Annotated in this window: 16 protein-coding genes; 12 read left to right on the top strand and 4 right to left on the bottom strand. The window is 44.3% G+C overall.

All coding sequences use genetic code 11. The annotated features are described in order from the left end of the window. The first annotated feature begins 60 nt into the window (after positions 1–60). A complete protein-coding gene (gene der, locus WS42_RS03560) occupies positions 61–1,368 on the top strand; it encodes a ribosome biogenesis GTPase Der (RefSeq protein WP_013611643.1) in 1,308 nt (435 codons plus the stop codon). 72 nt (positions 1,369–1,440) lie between these two features. On the opposite strand, the gene WS42_RS03555 is transcribed toward der, so the two are convergent. Next, entirely contained in the window at positions 1,441–2,202 is a 762-nt protein-coding gene (locus WS42_RS03555; protein WP_147378096.1) for a hypothetical protein, read from the bottom strand. A gap of 229 nt (positions 2,203–2,431) precedes the next feature. Between WS42_RS03555 and WS42_RS03550 the strand changes: the two genes are divergently transcribed. From WS42_RS03550 to WS42_RS03510, 9 genes are all read left to right on the top strand, one after another. Beyond that, a complete protein-coding gene (locus tag WS42_RS03550; protein WP_013611644.1) occupies positions 2,432–2,860 on the top strand; it encodes a SoxR reducing system RseC family protein in 429 nt (142 codons plus the stop codon). Between the two features lie 9 nt (positions 2,861–2,869). Beyond that, positions 2,870–3,862, top strand: coding sequence for a Fe-S cluster domain-containing protein (locus tag WS42_RS03545; protein WP_046450754.1), 993 nt, complete (start codon positions 2,870–2,872; stop codon positions 3,860–3,862). Positions 3,863–3,882: 20 nt separating this feature from the next. Further along, positions 3,883–5,214: an electron transport complex subunit RsxC gene (gene rsxC, locus WS42_RS03540; protein WP_013611646.1), complete on the top strand. Its 1,332-nt coding sequence runs from the start codon at positions 3,883–3,885 to the stop codon at positions 5,212–5,214. 25 nt (positions 5,215–5,239) lie between these two features. Next, positions 5,240–6,229 (top strand): RnfABCDGE type electron transport complex subunit D, encoded by a 990-nt coding sequence (locus WS42_RS03535; protein WP_046402396.1) that lies wholly within the window; start codon positions 5,240–5,242, stop codon positions 6,227–6,229. A 58-nt stretch (positions 6,230–6,287) separates the two neighbouring features. Beyond that, a complete protein-coding gene (locus WS42_RS03530) occupies positions 6,288–6,905 on the top strand; it encodes an RnfABCDGE type electron transport complex subunit G (protein WP_022160222.1) in 618 nt (205 codons plus the stop codon). A 62-nt stretch (positions 6,906–6,967) separates the two neighbouring features. Beyond that, a complete protein-coding gene (locus tag WS42_RS03525; RefSeq protein ID WP_013611649.1) occupies positions 6,968–7,555 on the top strand; it encodes an RnfABCDGE type electron transport complex subunit E in 588 nt (195 codons plus the stop codon). An 84-nt stretch (positions 7,556–7,639) separates the two neighbouring features. Then, the gene (gene rsxA / locus WS42_RS03520) at positions 7,640–8,212 is read left to right on the top strand and encodes an electron transport complex subunit RsxA (RefSeq protein ID WP_013611650.1); all 573 of its coding nucleotides are present in this window, start codon (positions 7,640–7,642) and stop codon (positions 8,210–8,212) included. Positions 8,213–8,325: 113 nt separating this feature from the next. Continuing rightward, the gene (locus tag WS42_RS03515) at positions 8,326–9,738 is read left to right on the top strand and encodes a thioredoxin family protein (RefSeq protein WP_022160223.1); all 1,413 of its coding nucleotides are present in this window, start codon (positions 8,326–8,328) and stop codon (positions 9,736–9,738) included. Positions 9,739–9,787: 49 nt separating this feature from the next. Further along, on the top strand, positions 9,788–11,191 hold the full coding sequence (locus WS42_RS03510; RefSeq protein ID WP_022160224.1) for a CCA tRNA nucleotidyltransferase: 1,404 nt from the start codon (positions 9,788–9,790) through the stop codon (positions 11,189–11,191). Between the two features lies 1 nt (position 11,192). On the opposite strand, the gene WS42_RS03505 is transcribed toward WS42_RS03510, so the two are convergent. Together WS42_RS03505 and WS42_RS03500 are read right to left on the bottom strand one after the other, a co-directional pair. After that, positions 11,193–12,074: a diacylglycerol/lipid kinase family protein gene (locus tag WS42_RS03505; RefSeq protein ID WP_013611652.1), complete on the bottom strand. Its 882-nt coding sequence runs from the start codon at positions 12,072–12,074 to the stop codon at positions 11,193–11,195. A 1-nt stretch (position 12,075) separates the two neighbouring features. Then, positions 12,076–13,395: a UDP-glucose dehydrogenase family protein gene (locus WS42_RS03500; protein ID WP_013611653.1), complete on the bottom strand. Its 1,320-nt coding sequence runs from the start codon at positions 13,393–13,395 to the stop codon at positions 12,076–12,078. 302 nt (positions 13,396–13,697) lie between these two features. On the opposite strand from WS42_RS03500, the gene WS42_RS03490 reads away from it, so the two are divergent. Further along, positions 13,698–19,097: an alpha-2-macroglobulin family protein gene (locus tag WS42_RS03490; RefSeq protein WP_286728210.1), complete on the top strand. Its 5,400-nt coding sequence runs from the start codon at positions 13,698–13,700 to the stop codon at positions 19,095–19,097. A gap of 385 nt (positions 19,098–19,482) precedes the next feature. Further along, positions 19,483–20,118, top strand: a complete 636-nt coding sequence (locus tag WS42_RS03485; RefSeq protein WP_013611655.1) for an AlbA family DNA-binding domain-containing protein — start codon at positions 19,483–19,485, stop codon at positions 20,116–20,118. 4 nt (positions 20,119–20,122) lie between these two features. On the opposite strand, the gene WS42_RS03480 is transcribed toward WS42_RS03485, so the two are convergent. Beyond that, positions 20,123–20,728, bottom strand: coding sequence for a MarC family protein (locus WS42_RS03480; RefSeq protein ID WP_013611656.1), 606 nt, complete (start codon positions 20,726–20,728; stop codon positions 20,123–20,125). Between the last annotated feature and the right edge of the window lie 37 nt (positions 20,729–20,765).

Below are 20,765 nucleotides of genomic sequence, written 5' to 3'. Positions count from 1 at the left end.
CCGATCGATTTTCAGCCCTAGCTTTTAGCCTTTAGCCTTTAGCTTTTTACTTTATATTTTATGAGTAACATAGTAGCAATAGTAGGAAGGCCCAATGTAGGGAAATCGACACTTTTCAACCGCCTTGTCGGAACACGGAAAGCGATTGTAAATGAAGAAAGCGGTGTGACACGTGACCGGAACTACGGTAAATCGTCCTGGAACGGGAAGGATTTTTCAGTCATCGATACCGGTGGATATGTCTCCAACAGTGACGATATTTTTGAAGAGGAGATCAATAAACAAGTCATTCTGGCTCTCGACGAGGCAGATGTCATTCTTTTTATGGTAGACGCCGAGATCGGAGTGACCGACCTGGATCAAAATTTTGCCCGTTTATTACGGAATATCGATAAACCGGTTTACCTGGTAGCCAACAAGGTCGATAATCACGAGCGGCTTTATGAAGCCCAAGATTTTTACCGATTGGGAATAAAAGGAGATTTATTTTGTATCTCTTCGGTCAGTGGCTCGGGAACAGGTGATTTGTTAGACCAGGTCGTCTCTCATTTTCAAGAGAATACGATCGAAGATACCGACCACCTTCCGCGAATCACGATCGTCGGACGTCCCAATGTCGGAAAATCTTCTACGATCAATGCCCTGATCGGAGAAGAACGGAATATCGTTACGGACATCGCCGGAACGACCCGTGATACGTTGAATACCCGTTACAACCGTTTTGGTTACGATTTTCTATTGGTCGATACGGCAGGATTACGTAAAAAGGCAAAAGTAAGCGAGGACGTCGAATTTTACTCGGTCATGCGTTCGATCCGTGCCATCGAAGAATCGGATGTGTGTATACTTCTGATCGATGCGACACGAGGAATGGAAGCCCAGGATCTCAATATCTTCCATCTGATCGAAAGAAACCGGAAAGGAGTAGTTATTGTCGTCAATAAATGGGATCTGGTAGAAAAAGACGGGAAAACACTGATCGAATACGAAAAAAGCCTGCGTGAAAAAATAGCTCCGTTCAAAGATGTCGATATCATCTTTGCTTCAGCCCTGACCAAACAACGATTATTGAAAGTATTGGAGGCTGCCCTGCAAGTGTATGCAAACCGGACTCAAAAAATAAAAACATCGGAGCTCAACCGGATCATGCTTGAGGCCATCGAAAATTATCCACCTCCAAGTCTTAAAGGGAAATACGTCAAAATCAAATACATCACCCAGTTGCCGACCCATGCCCCTTCTTTTGCTTTCTATTGCAATCTGCCGCAATATGTAAAAGATCCCTACAAGCGGTATCTGGAAAATCAAATCCGGGAAAACTGGAAATTTACCGGTGTCCCGATTCAGATTTTCATGCGCAAGAAATAAGACTTTCTTAAAATAAATGTCACATAACTCTTTCAAAAGATCGGTTATGTGACATTTTTATCGAAACAACGTTCAATAGTACACTTCCTCCATCAGATAAGGAGTAAAATCAAAACCGGAACGGTCTTTAAACGAATCGGCCAGCGGAATAATAAATTTAGCAGCCACTTTATCTTTATCTGTACGTAAACTAAATACATTTTCCGGTTGGTAAATCCCCCCTGCGGGAATCTGAAATAGCAGTAGTCTTTTCAAATTCTGGTCATGAAGCACCATATGGAATCCGCTTTTTACTTTTTCAAGCGTCGGTTCTAACCACCACACAGACTGTACGTTATTAATATTTGAATAGATTGTCGTCTGATTATCCAATACTTTCCCCAATTTCTCTTCCAGAATCAGAAGTGCCTTTTTCTTTTTCAAAGCGGTTTCCTGTATATAGCTTACCATCCATTTTCCTTCTTCCCCTGTTTCCCGCTCATCCTCAGCTGTACATGTCTCAGGTCGGCGATCATATGTACGATGACAAGGTTTGCATAAGATCCGGATTACATTTTCAGGCGGCTGATGTGCCTGATCGAATATTTCCTGAAAAACATTCAAATCTATCTTAACCACTCCGTCTTCCGTAAAATCCTTTAAAATTTCACCAATAATCACAAGCCGCTCTTTACCGTGCAAATGAGCTGCATCCAACTGTTTCGTATGCGAACCGCATTCCTCACACTTTCCTATTTTCTTACGATAAGCAGAGGTAAGAGACTGTACCCGATTTCTCGCATATCCACCGAGAAATCTCATAAATTCTTCAACTGTTCCTTCAAAATAAGCCATAATATTATTTTTATAAATATCTTCCACATTCAATCTACCAACTCATTAATTCAACAATAGTTACAAATATAAATATATTTTTACTTCCAGTTTCTTTTACCAACCGATTCCAATCCGATACTTTCAAAATAATCCCGATCTAACAGATAAATCCTTAGCTAAAATTAACTTTTTACCTTTTACTTTTAACCTTTAAATATTACCTTTGCATCTGTTTTAAAAAGGGAATATGGGTAAAAGCAGCAGAGTACAACATGAAGGTATTGTAAAAAGCATCTCTACACAAACGTTGGAGGTGAGTATTATCAGTCACTCTGCTTGTTCGGGTTGTCATGCTAAAAGTGCCTGCGGAATTGCCGATATGAAAGAAAAAGTTATCACGGCTCAACGTCCCAGGGAAGAGCTTCGTCCGGGAGACAAAGTAATCGTATACGCATCGGTAAATAACGCCTTCTACTCGGTATTACTGGCTTATATTATGCCGTCCATATTGATTATCGCCACCATCTTTTTTTTAGAGAAATCCGGAAGTAGTGAACTATACGCAGCGATCAGCAGCCTCATCCTACTGGCCGGATATTTTATTATCCTGTATTTCTGCCGGAATAAAATTGCCCGGAAAATTAATTTTACCGTTGAAAAAATAGCCAACTATTAAATATAAAACATGAGTACACTAGTTATTACTATTATTTCGTTATGTGCTATTGGAGTTGTATCTGCGGTGATACTCTATTTCGTAGCGCAAAAATTCAAGGTGGAAGAAGATCCGCGTATCGACATTGTCGAAGGCTTACTTCCGGGGGCCAATTGTGGCGGATGTGGCTATCCGGGCTGCCGGGGATTAGCAGAAGCTGCCGTAAAATCGGAAACGATGGAAGGTATCCTGTGTCCGGTAGGAGGAGCAGAAACCATGAATAAAGTTGCAGCAGCCTTAGGCCGGGAAGTAAAAGCCCAGGCGCCTAAAATTGCTGTAGTCAGATGTAACGGAACTTGTGAAAACCGTCCCCGCACCAGCCAATACGACGGAGCCCGTTCTTGTGCCATCGAACATTCCTTATATGTCGGCGATACAGCCTGCGGATTCGGCTGTCTGGGATGTGGCGACTGTGTTGCAGCCTGCCCGTTCGATGCGATACACATGGATTCTACGACATTATTGCCTGTAGTCGACGATGACAAATGTGTAGCCTGTGGCGCCTGCGTGAAAGCCTGTCCCCGGAACATCATCGAATTGCGCAACAAAGGACCGAAAGACCGGCGGGTATTTGTTTCCTGCGTCAATAAAGACAAAGGCGGAGTAGCCCGGAAAGCTTGTAAAGCAGCTTGTATCGGTTGCGGGAAATGTGCCAAGGAATGTCCGTTCGATGCAATTACGGTGGAAAACAATCTGGCTTATATCGATTACAGTAAATGCCGTCTATGCCGGAAGTGTGTCGGCGTATGTCCTACCGGAGCGATCCACGAAGTGAACTTTCCTCCCCGGAAGACAGAAACCGAAGCTGAAAAAAACCAGCAAACCACGATCAAACCGACTAACAGTTGTGCAACCTCCGGACAAACGGCAACCGATCCGGTAGGTAAAGCACCGGTCAGTGCTTCTCCTCAGGTCGAGTCTATAGAAGCACAGAAAACACCAGAAACAGATAGTAAAAATTAAAAATCTAAAACTTATACGCTGTGTTAAAGACATTCAAAATCGGTGGTGTCCATCCACCTGAAAATAAATTATCGGCAGCTGGGAAAATACAGGTCTTACCTATTCCCGAAAAGGTGATTATTCCGCTCGGTCAGCACATCGGAGCTCCGGCAACCCCTATCGTTCAGAAAGGTGATAAAGTAAAAACCGGACAGTTGATAGCACAAGCTTCAGGTTTTGTTTCAGCTAACATACATAGTTCGGTTTCCGGCACAGTATCGGCAATCGATAACATCATCGATGCCGCCGGATTATCGAAACCTGCCATCACCATTCAAGTGGAAGGCGACGAATGGATACCCGAAATCGACCGGTCGGAAAAGCCGGCACATAATATTACTTTATCGAAAGAAGAAATAGTCAAAGCAATCGCTGCTGCCGGTATCGTCGGTATGGGTGGAGCGACATTTCCTACTCAGGTAAAACTGACCCCTCCTCCCGGCAATAAAGCCGAAGTATTGATTATCAACGGAGTGGAATGTGAACCTTACCTGACCGCCGATCATCGGATCATGCTCGAGAAAGCCGAAGAAATTATTATCGGTGTACAAATTCTGATGAAAGCGATCGATGTTAAACGGGCTATTATCGGCATCGAGAACAATAAAAAAGATGCGATAGCTCATTTGCAGGATATAGCCGGAAAAGTACTTGGCGTAGAAATATGTCCGTTAAAAGTGAAATATCCGCAAGGAGGTGAAAAACAACTGATTCAGGCTACGGTCAACCGGGCGGTTCCTTCCGGAGCACTTCCGATCGCCGTAGGAGCCGTTGTACAGAATGTGGGAACAGCCCTGGCGGTTTACGAGGCCGTAATGAAAAACAAACCCCTGATCGAACGGGTAGTCACCGTCACCGGTAAATCGGTAAAAAATCCGGGTAATTTCCTCTGCCGTATCGGTACACCGATTTCGAAGCTGATCGAAGCAGCCGGAGGTATGCCTGAAGATACGGCTAAAGTGATCGGCGGAGGTCCTATGATGGGAAGAACGATGGTAAACATCGATTCACCGGTGATGAAAGGCACCAGTGGTGTATTGCTGATCAACGAAAAGGAAGCGGCCCGCCGACCCATGCGTAATTGTATCCGTTGCGGTAAATGTGTTTCTGCCTGCCCGATGGGGCTCGAACCGTATTTACTGATGAAATTATCGCAATTCAATCTGTTGGAACGTATGGAAGAAGAAAAAGTCATGGACTGCATCGAATGTGGATCATGCAGTTTTACCTGTCCCTCAGATCGTCCGTTGCTCGACTATATCCGTTTAGGTAAAGCCCGGACAGGTGCTATGATCCGTAGTAGAAAGAAATAAATAACGTCAATGGTGTAGATCAAATATTATGAATAAATTACTAATATCTCCTTCTCCGCACGTTCACAGTGGCGATTCTATCGAAAAGAACATGTATGGAGTACTTATAGCGCTCATTCCGGCTTTCATCTGTTCTGTGCTGTTTTTCGGCATGGGAGCTATCATCGTCACCCTGACTTCGGTGGTGGCTTGCCTCTTTTTTGAATATGTAATTCAAAAGTTTCTTCTCAAGCAGCAACCGACGATTTTCGACGGTTCAGCTTTGATTACCGGTGTATTACTGGCTTTCAACGTACCTTCGAACTTACCGGTCTGGATTATCGTTATCGGTGCCCTGGTGGCAATCGGCATCGGTAAAATGAGCTTCGGCGGCTTGGGGTGTAACATTTTCAACCCGGCTTTGGTAGGCCGTGTATTTTTGCTTATCTCTTTCCCTGTGCAAATGACCACCTGGCCGCTTGCTCAGGGATTTGCAGGATCTTATATCGATGCACAAACCGGTGCCACTCCTTTAGCTATGCTCAAAGAAGCGGTGAAAAGCGGACAATCCGTTACCGATTTATTATCGGCCGAAAGTTTTATCGGTTACAAGAACATGCTGATCGGAAACATGGGTGGTAGTTTGGGTGAAGTTGCGGCATTGGCCTTACTGATCGGTTTTGCCTATATGCTATTCCGGAAAATCATTACCTGGCATATTCCGGTAAGCATTTTCGTCACTGTAATTGTATTTTCGGGTATTCTGAATCTTTGCAATCCCTCTTTATATGCAGGTCCTGTTTTCCATTTGTTATCCGGAGGTTTGATGTTAGGTGCAATCTTTATGGCTACCGATTACGTTACTTCACCGATGAGCAACAAAGGAATGATCATCTATGGAATAGGAATCGGCCTCCTCACGGTTGTGATCCGCGTGTTCGGTGCCTATCCGGAAGGAATGTCGTTCGCTATCCTGATCATGAATGCTTTCACTCCGCTGATCAACAGATATTGTAAACCAGTGAGATTTGCATAATTTATGATTTACGGTCCCGATCGACCGGTGTAAATCAAAAATCTTAAATATATTAACGATGGGAAAGAAATTAGAGTCTAACTTTACAAATATGGTGGTGGTCCTGTTTAGTGTCACCCTGATTGCTTCAGCAGCCGTAGGCTATGTCTACTCACTGACAGCAGGCCCGATCGAAGCAGCCAAGCAAGCCAAACAAGTAAATGCGATCCGCGAGGTGATTCCGGGAGAGTTCGACAACGACCCGAATGCCGACGTTTGGAAAAGCCAGACCGCTGACGGCGGAGAACTGGAATTTTATCCGGCGAAGAAAAACGGAGAACTGATAGGAACAGCAGTAAAAACCTATACCAACAACGGATTCGGAGGAAAAATATGGTTAATGGTAGGATTCAATCCGGATGGTAGCGTAGCCAATTATTCGGTGCTGGAACACAAAGAAACGCCGGGATTAGGTTCCAAAATGGATGTATGGTTCACCCCCAACGGGAAAGGAAATATTACGGGTAAAACTCCCGGTACCCAAGGGTTGAAAGTATCGAAAGACGGTGGAGACGTAGATGCGATCACAGCAGCAACCATCTCGTCACGGGCATTTCTGGACGCTGTAAACCGGGCAGCAGCCGGTTTGGCAGGCAATGCGGATGCAGCTTCCGGAGCAACACAACAAACAAAATAATTTATGATTTCAGATTTACGATGAATCTAAAATCGTAAATTCAAAACAAAAATTCCAATTCTATGAATAATTTAAAAGTCTTAACCAACGGCATATTCAAAGAAAATCCGACTTTTGCGCTTTTATTGGGTATGTGTCCGACCTTAGGGGTGACCACTTCGGCTATCAACGGCATGGGAATGGGGCTGGCTACGGCATTTGTACTGGTGATGTCCAATCTGGTGATCTCACTGGTTACCAATATCATTCCAGATAAGATCCGTATTCCTTCCTTTATCGTCATCATCGCAGCTTTCGTAACTGTGGTGGATATGTGTATGGCCGCTTATCTGCCTTCGCTGCATGAATCATTGGGTTTGTTTATTCCTTTGATCGTAGTGAACTGTATCGTATTGGGACGTGCAGAAGCTTTTGCTTCTAAAAATAAAGCGATTCCTTCCATGCTCGACGGTTTGGGCATGGGACTGGGCTTTACATTGAGCCTGACGCTTTTAGGAACGATCCGTGAAATACTGGGAAGTGGTAAAGCATTCAATTTCCCGATCTTCAACGAGAATTACGGTATGCTGATCTTCGTCCTGGCTCCGGGAGCATTCCTGGCATTGGGTTATTTGATCGCTATCGTAAACCGGATCAGAAAAACAAATTAAATTTCAGATTTTAGATTTACGGCTTACGATTCCTGTTTCATTTCTATCACAAAGCTGAAATCATAAATCAAAAACAATCGAATTATGGAATATATCTTAATATTTATCGCTGCGGTCTTTGTCAATAACATCGTACTGGCACAATTTTTAGGAATCTGTCCGTTCCTGGGCGTATCTAAAAAGGTCTCTACGGCTTTAGGGATGACCGGAGCCGTAACCTTCGTGATGATCCTGGCCACCCTGGTTACTTTTATCGTCCAAAAGACTATCCTGGATCCGTTCGGAATCGGTTTTATGCAAACCATTACTTTTATTCTGATCATTGCAGCCTTGGTACAAATGGTAGAAATCATATTGAAAAAGGTCAGTCCTTCGCTTTATCAGGCATTAGGTGTGTTCTTGCCCTTGATCACCACCAACTGTGCTGTACTGGGAGTTGCCATTATGGTGATCCAAAAAGATTTCAACTTACTCGAGTCTTTGGTATTCGCAGCCTCTACAGCGATCGGTTTCGGATTGGCCCTGACGATTTTTGCCGGTATCCGTGAACACCTCGAACTGGTTGCCATCCCCAAAGGGATGAAAGGTTCTCCTATCGCATTGATTACAGCCGGCCTGCTGGCCATGGCCTTTATGGGATTCTCCGGGATCGTATAAAGACTAACGCCCATATCTATAAAGAATAAGCGGTATTAAATAAGTACCGCTTATTCTTTATATTTAAACCCTCCTCCTTCCTGTACGTCATAACCAGAATCCAAATTACAGCGATGAAATTCATTTTATTATGCATCTTGCTTTTTGCCTGTAACTTTTCGGGAAATGCGATCCATTTTTTCAACGGTACTTACGAAGAAGCCTTACAATTGGCTAAAAAAGAAAAGAAGAACCTGTTTATTAGTTTTACAGCCAGTTGGTGCGGTCCCTGCCGGATGATGAAAAAGGTAGTATTCGAAGATCCTCAGGTAGTCCAATACGCCGACCAACACTATATCTGTCTGAATGCAGATATTGAATATCCTGAATTCCGATTGCTCCAATGCAGAGTAAATCCCAACAGGGCGGGCATAATCCCGCACATCTGCATTCTGACGCCGGACGGAAAAATCATCAAAGAATCCTCCTCCGTTACGACAGGCCAAATGATGAAATTTCTAAAAACAGATCCGCAAGCGGTCCCCCTCAGAGATTTAGTACCTGCCAACTCCCCGTCTTTACAGATGGAATCCCCCCACCTATTCCAGTACCGGACCCCCTACAGTCAGGTTCTGGCCCAGGCAAAGCGTGAAAATAAAAATATGCTCCTTTGTTTTTCTTCCCATTTCTGTGGTCCCTGCAGGCAAATGGAAGAAACTATTTTTCAGAATCCCGGAATCATACAAACGGTCGGAGAACGGTGTATCCCCGGTTATTTCGAAATCGGGGATCTGAAGGATAGGGCCTTATGTTACCGTTACCACAATACCCAAACCGCAATTCCTTATCTGGTATTAGTCAGTCCGGACGAAAAGATCCTTCGTCGGCATACCGGTTATATGGATTCGACCGCTTTCATGAATTTCCTGCAACCGGCCGCTTCTGCCCTCGACAGTATTTCCCCGCAAACTTTCCATCTCCAGGAGAGCGAACCGACTTGCTTCCAAAAATTTTTATATAAACAGAGACATCATGCCTGGAAATTACAGATTACGGCAGCCATTAACACAACCACCCTGAAAACCTCAGGTTCGTTATCCGCAGTCGATTTTAACTACCGGATCGGTTATGAAGTCGGATTTTCCTTTGCTCATCAGAGAAAACATTGGGCGGTGATGCCGGGACTGTATTTCACCTCTAAAGGAGGTAAGAACCAAGAGGTTACTATCCGGCAAAACTATCTGGAACTTCCGGTGAAATTTACCTGGCTTTACCAGGATCGCCAGAACGGCTGGTGGAAAGGCTTGAGTGTGAGTCCTTACGGGGCTGTCCGTATCGGAGAAAAACTTAAAAACAACACCGGATACGGCAACGATTTATTTAAAACCAGTCCCTGGGATTACGGTTTACGGTTTGCCACCAACATGCGTCTCACTTCTTTTGACTTTGAATTCGGCTACCTGTTAGGTCTGGGAAATATCTCCGATGTACAGGGAGGAAAAATGTATAACCGGGGCTTTTTCCTGAATATGTCCTTATGCTTCTGAAATAGTCGGTTAAATTTCGTATTTTTGCAGGCAAAACTATTCAGACGACATGCAATTACCGTTGAAGCATCCGATTTTTAAAATACTTTCCGGGATAGCCGCCGAAAAAGGCATAGAAGCCTATGTCATCGGTGGCTATGTCCGTGACCTGTTATTACAGCGTCCTTCCCAAGATATCGACATTGTCGTTCACGGCAGTGGTATCGAGCTAGCCGAAACTGCTGCCCGGCGGTTAGGTAATCTGCGGGTATCGGTATTTAAAAACTTCGGTACTGCCATGTTCCGGTATAAAGGTATGGAGATCGAGTTTGTCGGAGCCCGCAAAGAGTCCTACCGGGCTAATTCACGTAAACCCATCGTCGAAGAAGGAACGATCGACGACGACCAAAAACGCCGCGATTTTACGATCAATGCACTGGCTATCTCCTTGAATCAGGAGAATTACGGAGTTTTGATCGATCCTTTCGGAGGCTTGCAGCATCTGGAGGAACGCCTGATCAAAACACCCCTGGACCCGGGCCTCACCTTCTCGGACGATCCCCTACGCATGATGCGAGCCATTCGTTTTGCTTCACAATTGAATTTTCAAATCGAGGAAAATACCTTCCAGGCCATAGCCGAATACCGTCACCGTCTTCCGATCGTATCGATGGAGCGGATTATGGATGAATTCAATAAAATCATGCTTTCCCCCGAACCATCCCGGGGTATCCGTTTATTGGACGAAGCCGGATTATTGGAAATCTTCTTCCCGGAACTGACCGCGCTTAAAGGTGTAGACCGTGTACAGGGAGTCAAACACAAAGATAATTTCTATCATACACTGACCGTCCTGGACACCTTATCGCTGTACAGTCAGGACTTGTGGTTACGCTGGGCCGCTCTGTTGCACGATATCGGCAAACCGGCGACTAAAAAATACATTCAGGGACAGGGGTGGACCTTTTATGGGCATAATCACGTGGGTGAACGCCTGGTCGGTAAAATATTCAACCGTTTAAAACTCCCTCAAAACGAAAAAATGAAGTATGTACAGAAACTGGTCAACCTGCACATGCGTCCTATCGTTTTGTCGGAAGAAACCGTGACCGACTCGGCGGTACGGCGGTTATTGTTCGATGCCGGCGACGATATCGACGACCTGATGACCCTGGCCGAAGCCGATATCACCTCAAAAAACGAAGAGAAAGTAAAGCGTTTTCTCGAAAATTTCAAGACGGTACGCCGCAAACTCAAAGAGGTGGAAGAAAAAGATTCGATCCGGAATTTCCAGCCCCCCATCAGCGGTGAAGAAATCATCGCCACTTTCCATCTGCCTCCCTGTAAAACTATCGGGGATATCAAAAATGCAATTAAAGAGGCGATATTGGATGGAATTATCGGTAACAATTACGAAGAAGCCCGGGAATATATGTTCAAAGTAGCGAAAGAACTTGGAATAGACTCCCAATAAATCAGTCTATTTTCTTGGGAACGACAACTTTCAGTATGCCCTTATGCATTTTCAGGTGAATCGGCGAATGCATGATATAGGCATCCCCGTCGATATGTACACGCTCGATATCGCCTTCTACGATAGCTTCCTCGCACTGAATTTCCTTATAATAGGACAATTTGTACAGTTTCGAATTGATGAAGAAAAGTAAAAACCACAGGATCTCGAAGAAAGCCGGCCGTTTCAGGATGCAGATATCCATCAAACCGTCCCGCACCGAAGCATGAGGGGCGATATAGGCATTGTTGCCGTATTGGGAACTATTGGCAAAGCTAAGGATAAAACAATTTACCTTCATGACTTTGCCGTTGCCGGTGATCTTGTATTTCTTTTCCGGATAACGGAACCATAGTTTAATAGCCGCATAAATATAAGAAAATACTCCCCTCAATTTCAAATGGTTAAATTCATGGGCCACCTCGGCATCGAATCCTACCCCACTGACATTCAGCGAATACTTGCCATTCATCTCCAACACATCGATTTGAGCGAATTGATCGGTCAGTACCTGTTTCAATGCCTTGGTCATAAAAACCGAATAACCCAAATGCCGGGCAAAACCATTGCCACTCCCCAGAGAAACGACCCCAAAAGCAACATCACTACCACACAAAGCTCCTCCCACCTCATTCACTGTACCATCTCCCCCAACCGCTACAATATGAGTATATTTTCCTTCTTGCCGGGCATCTTCGACCAATTTACGGGCATGTCCTGCATACTCGGTAAATACAATATCATAAGGAATAGAATCATACTCCGGAATCCGACGGATCTTCTCCGGCAATTCTTTCCCAAGGCCTAGCCCCGATATCGGATTTACTATAAAAAGAATATGCATATTATCGATTTTTCCCTATCCCATAATAGGTGTATCCAAATTCTCTCATTTGTTCAGGATTGTAAATATTACGTCCATCGAAGATGACTTTTTCTTTCAAGGCTTTCTCTATAAAAGTAAACTTCGGAACTTTAAATTCCTGCCATTCGGTCACGATAATCATGGCATCGGCATCCGTTAAAGCGTCGTACATATTGGCAGCGTACCCGATACGGTCGCCCAGCCGGCGCTTGGCTTCTTCCATTGCAACCGGATCGAAAGCTTTGACGGTCGCTCCCGCTTCCAGCAATTGGCCGATCAGTACCAGAGAAGGAGCCTCCCGCATATCATCGGTTGCCGGCTTAAACGACAATCCCCAAAGTCCGAAATGCTTTCCTTTTACATTTCCTTCATAATGTTTCTGAATCTTATCGAATAAAACCGTCTTTTGCCTCTCATTCACCCGCTCTACCGCTTTCAACAATTCCATTCCATAACCATATTCGTCTCCGGTACGGATCAAGGCCTTCACATCTTTCGGGAAGCAAGACCCGCCATATCCACAACCTGCATTCAGGAATTTTTTACCGATCCGGGTATCGCTCCCGATCCCTTTTTTCACCGCCTCGATATCAGCACCGACGATCTCACACAAATTAGCGATATCGTTCATAAATGAAATACGGGTAGCCAACATCGAATTAGCAGCATATTTCGTCATCTCCGCAGAGGGAATATCCATAAAATAAATGGGAGTATTATTCAGGACAAAAGCATGATACAATCGTTCCATCACTTTTTCCGCCCGGGCCGATTCTACACCGATCACCACCCGGTCAGGCCGCATAAAATCGTTTACCGCATCCCCTTCTTTTAAAAATTCAGGATTCGAAGCGACATCGAACACTACTTCTACTCCCCGCTTATCCAGCTCTTCCTGGACAGCCAATTTCACTTTCCGGTTCGTCCCCACCGGTACAGTGGATTTGGTCACCACCACTACATATTCCTCGATCAAACACCCGATCTCATGCGCCACTCCTATAACATAAGACAAATCGGCACTACCATCCTCATCGGGGGGAGTACCTACTGCAATAAAAACAGCATCGGCATCTACCAAGGCTTCTTTTAAAGAAGTAGTAAAGAACAACCTTTCGTTGGCCCGGTTTTTGATCACCAGCTCAGCCAAACCGGGTTCGTAAATCGGAATTCCTCCCTGATTCAGCTTATCGATCTTCGAAGCATCGACGTCTACACAGGTAACGGTGACTCCGGTTTCTGCCAAACAAGTACCGGAAACAAGTCCAACATATCCGGTTCCTACAACAGCTATTCTCATATTTGCAATTTTCTTTGTTACGAAAGTTTGCTCAGATCAATTCCTATTTTTAACGACTCCTGCCCCTAAAGGTTACAATGATCTATATACTCTGAGCACTTTGATTTATTTTGACAAAAATATAAAAATAAACCCCTTCACCCAGTATCTTTGTAAGATAATTCTCTAATTTTGTTAGACAATAAATTGAAAAACGTATCCAGAACAGGCTGGAAACGTAATATTCAGGTATAAAATAATCTGTTATAAACAAATACCCTTGCGCCATGATACACAGGATGAACCTAGCGGCACTATTTTTTATGGCTGTTCTATTGCTGACAGGCTGTACAAACAAAGAAAAAACCGATTTCAGTAAATACATCACCGGTTATACGAGTGGAGTCATCAAGTCCTCTTCTTCCCTTTCGGTCTATCTGGGTCAACCGTCCGATAAAGGTTTCCAGGCCGGTAGTACCCTCCCGGCCGATTTATTCAGGATATCTCCGGCTATAAAAGGGGAATTGATTCTAAAAGATAACCATAGTATAGAATTCATTCCGGCAGAACGTTTCAAAAACGGTACGACATACAAAGTCACGTTCAATCTGGGAGCACTTTGTAACGTCCCCAAGCCTTATGAGAAATTCAACTTTGAATTCGATATTGTCCCGCTGGTTACGATTTTCGAACCCGGTGTTCTGATCAGCGAACCCGATCATGAAAATGAATTACAATATCAGGGGATGTTGCAAAGTTCGGATGAAACCGATCCGACAGAAATGGAACAAAAACTGACGGCCACCTATAACGGTCAATCCGTCACACCGGAATGGAATCATCAGGGTAACCGGCATTATTTCGCTATCCGCCATCTGTTAAAAGAAAAAGAAAGTAAAACACTGAATTTAAAATTCAGTAAAGACATTAAAGCAACCGACGGCACCGAGATCTCCATCCCCGGTCTGAATGATTTCACGGTGTTGAATGTCAAAGCCAGTGACAGTGAACCACCGGTAATCCGTATCTATATGTCGGAGAATATCGATCCGAACCAGGATTTAAAAGGTTTGTTCAGCCTGGAAGGAGCCTCTACCCTGAATTACAAAATATCGGATAACATCATTTACCTTTATCCGGGTAACGCTATCGAGAATAGTCAACCGAATCTGACTATCCATGCCGGGATACGCAGTGCCAACGGTAATACGTTGCATACCGAATATATCCGGTCGGTACGTCTCTCCAGCACCAAACCACAAGTACAACTCATCGGCAAGGGGATCATCGTCCCGGGCAACAATCAGGTACTCATTCCTTTTTCTGCTATCGGACTGCAAGCCGTCGACCTTGAAATCATTCAGGTGCTCGACCAAAACATGAACTTTTTCCTGCAAGAAAATTCTTATGACGACCGCAGCGAACTGACCCGTACAGCCCGACCGGTATTTATGAAAAAAATCGATCTGAAAAAAGATCATCCCCATATCGACCTCGATAAATGGAATGACTTTACCATCGACTTAAGCGATCTGGTCAATCTGGAGAAAGGTAATATTTATCGTTTCAGACTGAAATTCAAGAAATCATATACCATTCTTTCCTGTGCCGATGAAAGTCCCGACTCGAATTATGGGGATACGGACTGGGACAACCCGGGTTCCTACTACAGCGAATATTATTATCCATCCGGTTTCGACTGGGAACAGCGCGAAAATCCTTGTCATATCTCCTACTACACCGGTGATCGGTTTGCAGCCCGCAATATCATCAATACTTCACTGGGAATTATGGCCAAACAAGGAGCCGACAATCAGTATGTCGTATGCGTTTCCGATCTCAGTACCGCTGAAGCGATTCCGAACTGCAACATCAGTCTTTACAATTATCAGAATCAAAAGATCGATTCGGCAAGGACCGATAAAGAAGGATTCGCGTATTTAAAACCGGCATCTCCGGGCTTTATCGTACTGGCACAGAAGGGTAAAGACAAAGCCTGGTTGCGTTTAGCAGAAAACAGTGCTCTATCCCTCAGTAACTTCGACGTCAGCGGACAACATGTACAAATGGAGGTAAAAGGATTCATTTATGGTGAAAGGGGGGTATGGCGTCCGGGAGATGAAATCTATTTATCCCTGATCCTGGAGGACAAGCTCGGTGTCTTACCGGAAGGTCACCCGATCGTTGCACAACTGGTCGATCCCAACGGGCATATTACCCAAACTTTAAAAGGAGCGATTACTCCCAATAATATCCATTGTTTTACCTTCAAAACCGAACCCGAAGACCAAACCGGTTATTGGCATGTCCTCTTCCGTATCGGTGGCCTGACTTTCAAACAGACATTACGCATCGAAACAGTGAAACCGAACCGTCTGGCTATACAAATGTTATTTCCTAACGATAAAATTATCGGTACCGGTGTTTCCCTGAAACCTGTAGAAGTGAAGACCAAATGGCTGAACGGAGCACCGACTTCCAATCAAAAAGCGATCACAGAGGTACGTTTATACCATGCCGATGCAGGTTTCTCCGAATTTCCGGATTATCGTTTTTCCGATAAATCCAGGTATTTCGAACCTTCGACAGAAACCCTATTCGACGGGCAAACCGACCAGCAGGGAAATTTTTCATTCAGCCTGAACAAGATCAAAACCGAAGATGCTCCCGGAATATTAAATGCAGTCTTCACCACCCGGGTATTTGAAAACGGTGGGGATTTCAGTATCAGCTCACAAAGTATCCGCTATTCCCCTTACGATGAATATGTAGGAATACGTCTACCTGAAAATGACGATAATTGGTACTCCACCGAGCAACCTGTTCGATTACAAGGCGTTACGGTTACCCCAACAGGAAAACAATCAGGAAATGCGACCATTCAGATTGAAGTATATAAACTCGACTGGCATTGGTGGTGGGATTCGGAAGATGAAAACCTGGGATCTTATGTCAACCGGGAATATAGTAGCAGTGTATTGAGCCAGAAAGTCAAAGCCACCGACGGTCGTTTTCAGTTGGACCTTCACATCCCGAAATATGGACGTTATTTTATCCGGGCCACCGATCCTTCGGGGCATACCTCCGGTTTAATCGCCTATTTCGGTAGCTGGTCGGATAACGCCGATCAAACTGCAGCGACCACCTTACACCTGAGCAGCGACAAAAAATCTTACCGCGTCGGCGAAAAGATAAAAGTTACAATTCCTTCAGCAACAGGTAGTGTAGCCATCGTCAGCCTTGAAAACGGGAAAACCGTCAGCAACATGAAACGGATCAATACCTCTGCCGGTAACACCACCTTCGAGTTGGAGGCCACCAGCGAGATGTGTCCCAATACATACATTGCAGTCACTCTGCTTCAACCTCACAACAACCGGGACAACGACCGTCCGATCCGAATGTATGGAGTTGTCAATATCCATGTAGAAGACCCGGCTCTCCATTTGAATCCGAAGATCAAAATGGCTCAGGAACTCCGACCGGGAAAAGAGTTCAATGTGGAAGTTTCTGAAAAAGACGGCAAGGCGATGAATTACACCATTGCGATAGTCGACGAAGGACTGCTTTCGCTGACCACTTTCCGTACTCCGGATCCCTTTGCTGCTTTCTATGCACGGGAAGCCCTGGGCGTAAAAACCTGGGATTTCTACGACTATATCTACGGTGCTTATGGAGCCCGTCTGGATAAAGCTTTTGCTGTGGGTGGCGACGAAGCCTTGAAGGATTTACAGGACGAAAAGACCAACCGGTTCAAACCGGTCGTCTTATTCGACGGTCCTTTCAGTTTGAAAGCCGGAGCTACTCAAAAACACACCTTCAAAATGCCGGAATATATCGGCGAAGTACGGACGATGGTCATTGCAGCTACCAATGGACAATATGGAGCAGCCAGTGTCAACAGTACGGTAAATAAACCCCTCATGGTATCGGTTGCCCTTCCCCGTCTGTTCACACCGGGAGATGTCATCGATATTCCGGTTACCGTTTTTGTCCTGAAAGATCATATCCGGGAAGTCACCGTAAAGATGACTACCGACGACAAAATCACCCTGACAGGAGAAAAAGAACAACACATCCAATTCGATAAAAAAGGAGAACAAGTTGTCTATTTTAAGGCTCGGATCAATAGCCAAACCGGGATGTCGACACTTCGGACAGAAGCGACATCGGGCAATGAAACAGCTATTGTCACCGAGGATGTTCAGGTACGTATTCCTAATCCGAGAATGACAGAGATCGAAGAAAAAGAAGCTAAAGCAGGAGAGACTGTTTCTTTCGATACCCGCATTACAGGAACCGAACCGCTTTCTGTCCTGGAGGTATCCTCTATCCCACCGTTAAACCTGGAACAACGCCTCAGTTACTTGCTCGACTACCCTCATGGCTGTGCAGAGCAAATCACTTCACAGGCATTTCCGCAATTAGCTTTATCCTGGCTTCTGGCATTAAGCCCGGAACAACAGATCACGGCAGAAAATAACGTCAGAGAAGTCATCAACCGTCTGAGAAGTTATCAGACCCCGGAAGGAGGCTTTGCTTACTGGCCTGGAGAGCCGTATATTTCGGAATGGGCTACCTCTTATGCTGTAAATTTCCTGGCAAATGCCCAAAAACAAGGCTATGCAGTCCCGATTCAGATGTTACAGCATGCCACGAACTATATGCGTCAGGTGGCTAACAGCTGGAACCGCACAGAACCGTGGTCACAGCAAGACCAAGCCTATCGTTTGTATGTATTGGCTTTAGCCGGTAAACCCGATCTGGCAGCCATGAACCGACTGAAAGAGACCCGCTTGCAACGTCCGGTTTCACAATGGCTGCTGGCCTCCGCTTATGCTTTAAGTAATCAACAGGAAATCGCTACGAAAATGATACGCGATCTGTCCTTCGAAGTCACCCCTTACCGGGAAACGGGAGGAACGTTCGGTTCTACTACCCGGGACAATGCCCTGATTCTGCAATCGATGGTCATCCTGAACATGCAACAAGATGCTTACCGCATGTTAGAGAAGATTTCTAAAGCCATGGGATCCGGCAATTGGTACAGTACCCAGGAAACCTCTTTCGCTCTTTATGCAGCCGCCCAGTTCGTACAAAAATACCTGGGCAGCCAAAAAGGAATCGATATCACAGTAAAAACAAATTCAGGTAACGAAAACGTCAAAACCGACAAGACAATCTGGCAAAAACAACTCGTTTTGCAGGGTGACAAAGCTTCGGTTACGGTGACGAACAACGGTCAAGGTTCACTTTTTGTCCGTCAGATCAATAGTTCCGCCCCTCTGGAAGTAGTCAAGGAAAAAGTTATGTCCGGAATGTCGATGCATGTGCGTTATTATAATGACAAAGGTACTCCGCTCAACATCGAACAGCTGCAACAGGGGGAAGACATTACAACCGAAATTACAATCAAAAACACGGGCCTGACCGGTACTTATCAGGAACTGGCTTTAAACTATCCGGTACCTTCCGGCTTCGAGATCATCAATGACCGTCTTACCGGAAACACCAGTGCCTGGAAAGAGGCAGAATATGTCGATATCCGGGACGACCGTTTTTATGTCTATTTCAGCTTGGAACAAAATCAGTCTAAGACTTTCCGTTTCCGTTGCAATGCAGCGTTCCGCGGAGAATATATGTTACCGGCAATTTATTGTTCAGCTATGTACGACAATAGTATACAGGCTATTTTACCGGGAGGAAAAGTGAAGATTGAATGAGTTGTAGAGTTGCTGAGTTAAAAGAGTTACTGAGTTAAAAGAGTTACTGAGTTAAAAGAGTTACTGAGTTACTAAGTTTTTGAGTTTTTGAGTTTCTGAATTATTAAGTTATTGAGTTAGAAGAGTTAGAAGAGTTAGAAGAGTTACAAGGCATTAGCTTAATAATTTAAATACAAAGCAAGATCATATTTGCAACACATTGTTAAAGTAAATATATGACTACAAACATTAGCCTATGCACTCAGGGGTCACACCAATCCAATAACAAACTCTTTCAACTCAACAACTTTATAACTCAGCAACTCAGCAACTCAGCAACTCTTTTAACTCAGCAACTCTTTTAACTCAGCAACTCAGCAACTCTATAACTCAGCAACTCTATACCATGAACAGTAAAGATTATATTTATAAACTGATAGAAGAAGGAGAGCACCAACAACAGGATTTCAAATTCGAGATCTCGGATGCACGGAAAATAGCCAAATCTTTATCGGCTTTTTCCAATACGGACGGAGGGCGCTTGCTTATTGGGGTGAAAGATAACGGAAAAATTGCAGGAGTGCGTTCGGAGGAGGAAATTTACATGATCGAGGCAGCAGCAAAATTGTATTGCCAACCTCAGGTAAACTGTCAAATGCAGATTCACGATATCGACGGACACACTGTGTTGGAAGTCATTGTACCTCCCGGAACAACCAAACCTTATTATGCCAAAGATCAGACAAATAAATGCTGGGCTTATATCCGTATAAAAGACGAGAATATCCTCGCTACTCCGGTACATTTAAAAGTCTGGCAACAAGAAGGGACCCCAAAAGGTTCCTTTCTTCATTATACAGAACAAGAACGATTACTATTGGATTATCTCACAACCCATCCGGCTATAACCCTTAATCAGTATTGTCGTCTGGCCCGTATTCCCCGGATAAAAGCAGAAAATACACTGGCAAAATTCATCCGCTTCGAATTAATCGAACCCATATTTGAAAATCATCGGTTTTATTTCCGAGGCTGTACCTGATCGTTCAGGCTAATGTCTTAATAAATAAAGTAATACCGTCGAATACCATTTGAAGGCCGATCGTAGCAACGATCAATCCGATAATCCGGATCAAAGGATTCATAAAATTATATTTAATCAGAAAACTACCGATCCTTCGGGCTTTCAGCATAAAGAAAAGGTTCACAGCTAAAGCCAGTAAAATAGCAACGATCGTGACAAAACGGCTATACTGAACAGGGAAAGTAACTGCAGCAGTAATCGTAGCAGGTCCGGCAATCATCGGAATAGCTATAGGTACAGTGGTTAAATCGGCAATCTTAATATGTTCATCCACTTTCATAAAAAATCCTTTCAACAAACCGGACAAACCGTTATACATCAGCACAGCCCCACAAGTAATCTGAAAAGAGTAAAGCTCGACCCGAAAAACATAACTAAAAGTCACCTGTCCCAGATAAAGAAAAAAAATCAGAATAAGCATTGCCGTAATCGTCGATTTAATCGAAATATACCGTAACTCGGTTGGAGAAAAACGTTCCTGCAAAGACGTGACGATCAACACCTTCTGTATCGGATTTACCAAAGCCAGAATGGCCACGAAACAACTCAATATTAAATTAAATTTCATTACTTTCCCCTATTAGATCTGCTCAACAAAGATAGTA

Source organism: Odoribacter sp. N54.MGS-14, from assembly GCF_000980295.1.
Taxonomy (GTDB): Bacteria; Bacteroidota; Bacteroidia; order Bacteroidales; family Marinifilaceae; genus Odoribacter; species Odoribacter splanchnicus.
This window is presented reverse-complemented; position numbering and strand designations above follow the sequence as displayed.